Consider the following 7,881-nt stretch of genomic DNA (forward strand, 5'->3'; position numbering starts at 1 on the left):
ACGCTGCCGCGCACTCCTGCTCGAACCTTTGACGTCTGAAAACATCGGCAAGTTTGCCGTTGTCAGCGCCGACTGGAGTCCCCCTCCCCTTGTGGGGAGGGGTTAGGGGTGGGGGTCTTCTTCGCAAGAACCCATGTCCTATGCCGCCCTTAATCCTTCCCATGCCGTGAACACCGACACGGCAAAGAGCAGCAGCCCGGCCGCCCGGCCGGCAAAAATGGTCGCCCGCGGATTGGCGATCAGAAGGTTGCGACTGCGGCCGGCCGTGATCGCCAGCCCGCCATAGATCGCAGCCTGCGTCACCACGGTCAGCAGGCCCATGATCGTCGCCTGCATCCAGATCGGACTGTAGGCCGGTTTCAGGAACTGCGGGTAGACGGCAAGCACGAACAGGTATGCCTTCGGATTGATCAGGCAGGTCACAAAACCCTGGCGAAAAGCCTTCCATGCGGAACGGCTGCCGGTGGGTCCGCCCTGGCCGACAGTGATGGAGCTGCGCATCAGCGTGATGCCGATAAAGGCCATGTAGGCGGCGCCGGCAAGCAGCAGCGGCTTGAACAGGATCGGCACGAAATGCATCAGCAGGCCGACGCCGATGGCGCCGTTCAGCGTGTGCACCATGCCGCCGACCATGATGCCGCCGGTCGCTGCCAGGCCCCTGTCGCGCCCGCCAGTCAGTGCATTGGCAAGCACGAAGAGCATGTCCATGCCCGGAACGGCGATGATGCCGAACAGCAGGATAAAGAAAAGCCAGAGGTTTTCCGCATAGCCCATGTCAGTTGCCTGCCGCCTCGCTCCGCCAAAACCGCAGCGGAACCTGTTGATTTTCAATTCGATAGGCGCTCCTATAGGTCAGCCCAACTGACAATGCTGTGTCAGTTGGGCGCGCAACCTGGGGTAAAAAATGCGCAAGGCCTCACGCCTGTTCGAGATCATCCAGATCGTGCGGCTGGCGCGGCAGCCGGTGACGGCGGCAACGATTGCCGAGCGGCTGGAAGTGACGGTGCGCTCGATCTATCGCGACATCGCAGCGCTGCAGGCGATGCGCGTGCCTATCGAAGGGGGCCGCGGCATCGGCTATATCCTGCGCCCCGGCTTCGACCTGCCGCCGCTGATGTTCTCGATCGAGGAGATGGAGGCGATCGTCCTGTCGCTGGCGCTGCTGGAGCGCACGGGCGACAGCGAACTCAAGCAGGCGGCCAAGCGCGTCAGCGCCAAGATCGCCGGCGCGGTGCCGCCACCCTTGCGGCAGGCATTCGACGCCAATGCGCTGCATGCGTGGGGATTCGCTGCGCCCTCGACCGGCGCGATCGACCTGGCGCTGGTGCGACGCGCCATCCGCGACGAGGAGAAGCTCGACCTCTCCTATCGAGACGAAATGGGCCGCGCCTCCGAGCGGCTCATCCGCCCGATCGCGCTCATCTACTACGCCGAAACCGCCAACATCGTCGCCTGGTGCGAGCTGCGCCAGGCGATCCGCAATTTCCGCAGCGACCGGATCGAGGATTGCCAGGCGACGGGGCTACGCTTCAAGGGCGAAGGCGACCGCTTGCGGCAGGTCTGGGTCAACGGGTGGGAGATCAATGCGGCGGTTGGCGGCTGACGCGATTTCCCCTTCTCCCCTTGTGGGAGAAGGTGAGCCGCCGCCTTACCGCACGTCCACCCAGCGCTTTTCCTCGAAGGAGCGCGCCATCGCGTGCACCGTGCGCTCGATCTCCAGCCCTTCGGCGAATTCGATTAGCCGCGCCGGCCTGCCTTCAAGCCGCGTCAGCAGTTCGTGGCACTCGATGATCTTGAGATCGTTGAAGCCAAGACCATGGCCTGGCGCCGGCACGAAGAGGTCATAGGGCTTGTGGTGCGGCGCCACCAGGATGGTGCGGTAACCCTGCTCGGTCGGCCGGTCGGCCGTGAGGTAAAGCTGGAATTCGTTCGATCGCTCCTGGTCGAACAGGATCGACCCTTTAGAGCCGAAAATCTGGACGGCGATGCGGCCCTTGCGGCCCCAGGCCGAGCGGTTGACCAACAGCGTGCCGGCAATGCCATTTTCCAGATGCATCAGCACGCTGGCGATGTCGTAGGTTTCGACCGCGCGACGGCCGCCGCTGGCCAGCTTGCGATCGGCATAGGGTTTGGCCATGTCGCAGATGACACTGGCGACGCGGCCGAACAGGGCTGAGACCAGCGACAGCGGATGCACGGCGAAATCGTCGAGCGCGCCATAGCCTGACGCGGCTTCGTGCTTCCAGAAGAACAGCGCTTCGGGGTCGGCCATGAAGTCCTCGTCCATCTCGATGCGCAGATGGTTGACCTCGCCGATGATCTTCTCGTCGAGTAGCGCGCCGATGTGGCGGATGGCCGGGCTCTGGATGTAGTTGTAGCCGAGGGCCGCGACCTTGCCGGACTTTCTCGCCGCCGCAGCCATCGCCTCGGCCTCGGCAAAGCTCGGCGCCATCGGCTTTTCGCACCACAGATGCTTGCCGGCCTGAAGAACCGCGATGGCCATTTCCGGATGGAACTGGTTGGGCGTGGTCAGCGAGACGATATCGACTTCGGGATCGTTGACGACGGCACGCCAGTCGCCCGACGCCTTGGCGAAACCGAACTCGCCCGCCTTGCGCCGGGCAAGCTCTTCATTGACCTCGCCGAGATGGACCAGCCGTGGCTTGGCAACGTCGGGAAAGACGGCGCTGACGGCACTCCATGCGATGGCGTGACACTTGCCCATGAAACCCGTACCGATGAGACCGACGCCGACCATTTTCCGTTTCTCCACTGCTTGAAGCGCTGCGTGGATGAATTAGTCCATTTTCTCTTGGAATGGAATGTCTGCCTCATTTTTTATGGTGTTCTTGCGCAGGCTCGCTATGATGATGCACAGAGGACGCTTCACGTATGAGCCTGGACAGAGCGACGATGGACGAACGGGTACCTCGCGATTTCGAGACGCTGCGCACCACCATCCTGGAGCGGCGCGAAAGCCTGCCGAAGCGCATCGCCCAGATCGCCGCCCATGCGCTCGACAATCCTGACGACATCGCCTTCGGCACCGCCGCCAGCATCGCCGCTTCGGCCGGCGTGCAGCCGTCAACCCTGATCCGCTTTGCCCAGCAGCTTGGCTTCGACGGTTTCACCAGCCTGCAGCAGGTGTTTCGCGAACGGCTGCGCGAGCGCAACTCATCCTATGACGAAAGGCTGCAGGCGCTGCGCGCCAAGGCAGAAGGCGGCGCCGGCCATCGGGCGATTTTCGACGGCTTCGTCGCCGCCGCCTCGACCTCGCTCAACGACATTTCGCGCACGCTGGACGACGCGCATCTGGAAGAGGCCATTTCCCTGCTGGCGAAGGCGGAAACCATCTACGTTCTGGCCAAGCGCCGCTCGTATCCGGTGGCGTCCTACATCGCCTATGCGCTGGGCAAGCTGAAGATCCGCAACCAGCTGATCGAATCGGCGGCCGGGCTGAATGCCGAGATGATCGGCTTCGCCACGCCGGCGGATGCCGTCATCGCCATCTCCTTCTCGCCCTACGCGCCGGCCACGATTGAGGAGGCGCGCAGTATTTCGGAACAGGGCGTGCCGATCGTCGCCATCACCGACAGCTCGTTTTCGCCGCTCGCCCAGTTCGCCAAGGTCTGGTTCGAGGTTGCCGAGGCCGATTTCGCCGGCTTCCGCTCGCTGTCGGCGACGATGGCGCTGGCCATGGCGCTGACCGTCGGCGTCGGCGAGAAGCGACGCGACACGGGCCGCAAGCGCAAGGCCTGATCCACCGCTGAAAAGGCACTTTTCGCCGAAGGAACGCTCATTCCATATTGACTATGGATTGGAATTATTATTTCATATTCCCGGCGCCACGCTGCCGCTCGCGCGTGTACCCCAACACAACAAGGCCGACGGGAGGTTCCAATGAGCGAAGCCGTGGACGCTGAATACGCGCCGCTCGACGTCATCACCATCGGTCGCGCTTCCGTGGACCTTTATGGGCAGCAGATCGGCTCGCGGCTGGAGGACATCACCTCCTTCGCCAAGTCGGTCGGTGGCTGCCCGGCCAACATCTCGGTCGGCACGGCCAGGCTCGGCCTGCGCTCGGCACTGCTCACCCGCGTCGGCGACGAGCAGATGGGCCGCTTCATCCGCGAGCAGCTGACGCGCGAAGGCGTCAATGTCTACGGCCTGAAGACCGACAAGGAACGGCTGACCGCGCTGGTGCTGCTGTCGGTCGAGGACGAAGGCGTTTCGCCGATGATCTTCTACCGCTCGGATTGCGCCGACATGGCGCTGGCGCCGGAGGACATCGATGAGGCCTTCATCGCCTCGGCGCGCTCGATCGTCGTTACCGGCACGCATTTTTCCAGGCCCAACAGCGATGCCGCGCAGCGCAAGGCGATCCGCATCATGAAGGCCAAGGGCGGCAAGGTGGTGTTCGACATCGACTACCGGCCGAACCTGTGGGGCCTCGCCGGCCATGCCGAAGGCTTCGAGCGCTATGTGAAATCGGACCGGGTCTCGGCCCAGTTGAAGACGGTGCTGCCCGATTGCGACCTCATTGTCGGCACCGAGGAAGAGATCATGATCGCGTCGGGCGCCGACGATTGCCTGAGCGCCTTGAAGACGATCCGCTCGCTGTCGTCCGCGACCATTGTGCTCAAGCGCGGCGCCATGGGCTGCATCGTCTATGACGGACCGATCAGCGACGATCTCGAGGACGGTGTCGTCGGCAAGGGATTTCCGATCGAGATCTACAATGTGCTGGGCGCCGGCGATGCCTTCATGTCCGGTTTCCTGCGCGGCTGGCTGGGTGGCGAAGATCATGCGACAGCGGCGACCTGGGCCAATGCCTGCGGCGCCTTCGCCGTGTCGCGTCTGCTCTGCGCGCCGGAATATCCGACCTTCGAAGAACTGCGGTTCTTCCTCAAACACGGCAGCGAGCATCTGGCGTTGCGCAAGGACGAGGCGATCAACCACATCCATTGGGCAACGACGCGCCGGCGCGACATTCCCTCGCTGATGGCGCTCGCCTGCGACCACCGCGTGCAGCTCGAGGATGTGGCGGCGAAGGCCGGCGCCGATCCGGCACGGATCGAAGAATTCAAGGTGCTGGCAGTCAAGGCGGCTGCGAAGGTCGCCGCCGGCCGCGACGGCTACGGCATGCTGATCGACGAGAAACACGGCCGCAAGGCAATGTTCGAATTCGCCAGGCATTCCTTCGCCTGGCTCGGGCGGCCGGTGGAGTTGCCGGGTTCGCGGCCGCTGCGCTTCGAATTCTCGCAGGACATCGGCTCGCAGCTTGTCGAATGGCCGGTCGACCATTGCATCAAATGCCTGTGTTTCTATCACCCCGACGATCAGGCGGCGCTGAAGGAAGAACAGCAGCAGAAGTTGCGCGCCCTGTTCGAAGGCGCGCGGAAGGTCGGCAGGGAACTTCTCATCGAGATCATTGCCGGCAAGCATGGCAAGCTCGACGACACGACGATCCCGCGCGCGTTGGAGGAGCTCTATGCGCTCGGCATCAAGCCGGATTGGTGGAAGCTCGAGCCGCAGGCGTCGAGCGGCGCCTGGGCGAAGGTCGAGGCCGTGATCCTGAAGCACGACCCGTGGTGCCGCGGCGTCGTGCTGCTGGGCCTGGAAGCGCCGCAGGACGAACTGGAAGCGGCGTTCGCCGCCACCGCCAAGGCGCCCATCGTCAAGGGCTTTGCCGTCGGCCGCACCATCTTCGTCCATGCGGCCGAGCAATGGCTGGCCGGCAAGATGTCGGATGACGAGGCGATCGCCGATATGGCGCAGCGCTTCGAACAGTTGACGGATGCGTGGCTTGCCGCGCGCGGCCGCAAGGCGGCATAAGAAGGCGCGGAACAGGACTGCGGAGGAAAATACCATGAGCAAGACAATCCGCCTGACAATGGCGCAGGCGCTGACCCGCTTCCTCAGCCGCCAGATGACCGAGATCGACGGTAGCAAAGTCCCGATCTTCGGCGGCGTCTGGGCGATCTTCGGCCACGGCAATGTCGCCGGGGTCGGCGAGGCGCTCTATCAGCTGCGCGACGAATTGCCGACCTTCCGCGCCCACAATGAGCAGGCGATGGCGCATGCGGCGATCGCCTACGCCAAGGCCAATTTCCGCCGCCGCTTCATGGCCGCGACCTCTTCGATCGGCCCCGGCGCGCTCAACATGGTGACGGCGGCGGCGCTCGCCCATGTAAACAGGTTGCCCGTCCTGTTTTTGCCGGGCGACGTCTTCGCCAACCGCATCCCAGATCCGGTGCTGCAGCAGGCGGAGGATTTCTCCGACGGCACGGCTACGGTCAATGACTGCTTCCGTCCGGTTTCACGCTATTTCGACCGCATCACCCGGCCGGAGCAGATCATTCCTGCGCTCAGCCGCGCCATGGCCGTACTGACCGATCCGGCCGAATGCGGCCCGGTGACGCTGTCGCTGTGCCAGGACGTCCAGGCCGAGGCCTACGACTACCCCGAGAGTTTCTTTGCCGAGCGGGTCTGGCACCAGCGCCGGCCGCGCCCGGATCGCCATGAGCTTGCCGCCGCGGTAGCGGCGCTGAAGGGCGCAAAAAAGCCGCTGGTGATCGCCGGCGGCGGTGTCCTCTATTCCCAGGCGTCGGACGAACTGGCGAAATTCGCCGAGAGCGCCGGCATCCCGGTCTGCGAGACGCAAGGCGGCAAATCCTCGCTGCCGGACGATCATCCGCTCAACATGGCGGCGGTCGGCGTCACCGGCACTTCTGCCGCCAACCGGCTGGCTGAGGAAGCCGATGTCGTACTCGCCATCGGCACGCGCCTGCAGGATTTCACCACCGGTTCGTGGGCGCTGTTCAAGAATTCCGGCAAGACCATCATCGGGCTCAACGTGCAGCCCTTCGACGCCGGCAAGCACCGCGCGCTACCATTGGTGGCCGATGCGGCCGAGGGCCTGGCCGAACTCAGTGCTGCGCTGAAGGGCTGGAAGGCGCCGGCAAGCTGGACCGACAATGCGTCCTCCGGCAAGAAGGCCTGGCAGGCCGAGGCGGCCAAGGTGACGGCCTCGACCAATGCCGCCTACCCGTCCGACGCGCAGGTGATCGGCGCCGTGCAGCGCGCCATGGGCTCCGGTGTGACGCTGCTGAATGCCTCCGGCGGCCTGCCGGGCGAGCTGCACAAATTATGGCAGGCTGGCGCGCCCGGCTCGTACCATGGCGAATATGGCTTCTCGACCATGGGCTACGAGATTGCCGGCGGGCTCGGAGCCAAGATGGCGAAGCCCGGCGAGGAGATCGTCGTCATGATCGGCGACGGCTCCTACCTGATGATGAACTCCGAAATCGCCACCTCGGTGATGCTCGGCCTCAAGCTCACTATCGTGCTGCTCGACAACAGAGGCTATGGCTGCATCAACCGGCTGCAGATGGCGACCGGCGGCGCCAACTTCAACAATCTGCTGAAGGACTCGCGCCACGAGGTTCTGCCCGACATCGACTTTGCCGCGCATGCGGCGAGCATGGGGGCGATTGCCGAGAAAGTGCCGTCGATCGCCGGGCTGGAAAACGCGCTGGCACAAGCCAGGAAGAATACGCGCACAACGGTGCTCGTCATCGACACCGACCCGCTGGTTTCCACGGATGCCGGCGGCCATTGGTGGGACGTGGCGGTGCCGGAAGTGTCTGTACGGCCGCAGGTCAACGCGGCGCGCAAGGCGTATGACGAAAAGCGGAAGATGCAGAGTGTGGGTGATTGAGGTCGGCGCTGCCCCTCACCTGCCTGCCGGCATCCTCTCCCCGTATAGGGACGGGGAGAGGGACGCTGTCACCACCGGTTTCGCCAATCACCGCCGTCGCAAGAAAGACGCCGAGGTCGCGGCTAGACCCCTTCTCCCCGTCACTATACGGGGAGAAGGTG

6 protein-coding genes are annotated in these 7,881 nt (G+C 64.4%); 4 read left to right on the top strand and 2 right to left on the bottom strand.

Features of this window, described 5'->3' with window-relative positions:
* Window positions 1–138 precede the first annotated feature (138 nt).
* Entirely contained in the window at window positions 139–774 is a 636-nt protein-coding gene (locus tag EOB59_RS32475; RefSeq protein WP_128290149.1) for a LysE family translocator, read from the bottom strand.
* 130 nt (window positions 775–904) lie between these two features.
* Here EOB59_RS32475 and EOB59_RS32480 point away from each other — a divergent pair, with 130 nt between their 5' ends.
* The gene (locus EOB59_RS32480) at window positions 905–1,603 is read left to right on the top strand and encodes a YafY family protein (RefSeq protein WP_127320406.1); all 699 of its coding nucleotides are present in this window, start codon (window positions 905–907) and stop codon (window positions 1,601–1,603) included.
* Between the two features lie 45 nt (window positions 1,604–1,648).
* Here the strand turns inward: EOB59_RS32480 and EOB59_RS32485 are convergent, their stop codons facing one another.
* Window positions 1,649–2,758 carry a Gfo/Idh/MocA family oxidoreductase gene (locus tag EOB59_RS32485; RefSeq protein WP_128290150.1) on the bottom strand — a complete coding sequence of 370 codons (1,110 nt, stop codon included), beginning with the start codon at window positions 2,756–2,758 and terminating at the stop codon, window positions 1,649–1,651.
* Window positions 2,759–2,913: 155 nt separating this feature from the next.
* Between EOB59_RS32485 and EOB59_RS32490 the strand changes: the two genes are divergently transcribed.
* The 3 genes from EOB59_RS32490 to iolD all read left to right on the top strand — a co-directional run bounded on the left by EOB59_RS32490 (window position 2,914) and on the right by iolD (window position 7,720).
* The gene (locus tag EOB59_RS32490) at window positions 2,914–3,759 is read left to right on the top strand and encodes a MurR/RpiR family transcriptional regulator (protein ID WP_164762714.1); all 846 of its coding nucleotides are present in this window, start codon (window positions 2,914–2,916) and stop codon (window positions 3,757–3,759) included.
* A 141-nt stretch (window positions 3,760–3,900) separates the two neighbouring features.
* A complete protein-coding gene (gene iolC / locus EOB59_RS32495; RefSeq protein ID WP_128290151.1) occupies window positions 3,901–5,835 on the top strand; it encodes a 5-dehydro-2-deoxygluconokinase in 1,935 nt (644 codons plus the stop codon).
* Window positions 5,836–5,869: 34 nt separating this feature from the next.
* Window positions 5,870–7,720 carry a 3D-(3,5/4)-trihydroxycyclohexane-1,2-dione acylhydrolase (decyclizing) gene (gene iolD, locus EOB59_RS32500; RefSeq protein ID WP_128290152.1) on the top strand — a complete coding sequence of 617 codons (1,851 nt, stop codon included), beginning with the start codon at window positions 5,870–5,872 and terminating at the stop codon, window positions 7,718–7,720.
* The last annotated feature ends 161 nt before the right edge of the window (window positions 7,721–7,881 follow it).

The organism is Mesorhizobium sp. M7A.F.Ca.MR.176.00.0.0 (genome assembly GCF_004023165.1).
Lineage (GTDB): Bacteria > Pseudomonadota > Alphaproteobacteria > Rhizobiales > Rhizobiaceae > Mesorhizobium.